We start from the raw sequence: 550 nt of genomic DNA, 5'->3' as shown, positions 1-550 counted from the left end.
GTTTGATTAATATGGCGGTAGTTGTAGCCTAAATTAATTTTAAATTGGTCTTCCATGCCAAGGTTAAATGTCGGGAGATAATAACTCCATTTCAGATTCGCAGAGATAGATTGACCTTTTGATAATTTACGATTAATCGCACTTGGTAAGCCGTCGATATCATTAGAATCAGCATAACTCATGCTGGTATAAAGGCTTAAGGATTGATGTTTACTATAAAACGGATAAGTATACCCCACGCCTACCGCATAAGATTTTGATGGTGCTTTCACATTGGTTAATGCGTTTAGGTTTAACACATCATCATGTCCAGTTAAATTGGCATTAACAAAACCTAAACTCACACGTTGATAGTTAAACTCCCTTGCGCCGAAATTATCATAGGAAACAAAGCTGCGCGTTTTGCCAAAAGGCGAAAAACCTGCAACTACCAAATCAGAGGTTTTGTTTTTAGGGTTTAACTCGTAATGCACGCGAGTGACTTTAAGTGGATTTTCTTTTGCCATATTGAATTCACGCAAATCGAACCACTGACGACCATCTTCATACA

General features: G+C 37.8%; 1 pseudogene. It reads right to left on the bottom strand.

Annotated features, from left to right (window positions below):
• A pseudogene (gene hmw1B, locus HMPREF2813_RS08750) lies at positions 1 to 550 on the bottom strand (two-partner secretion (TPS) system translocator Hmw1B); the annotation flags it as partial.

Source organism: Haemophilus sp. HMSC066A11, from assembly GCF_001811665.1.
GTDB lineage: Bacteria > Pseudomonadota > Gammaproteobacteria > Enterobacterales > Pasteurellaceae > Haemophilus > Haemophilus influenzae.
The sequence above is the reverse complement of the archived record's forward strand: the minus strand, read 5'-3'. Positions and strand labels throughout refer to the sequence as shown.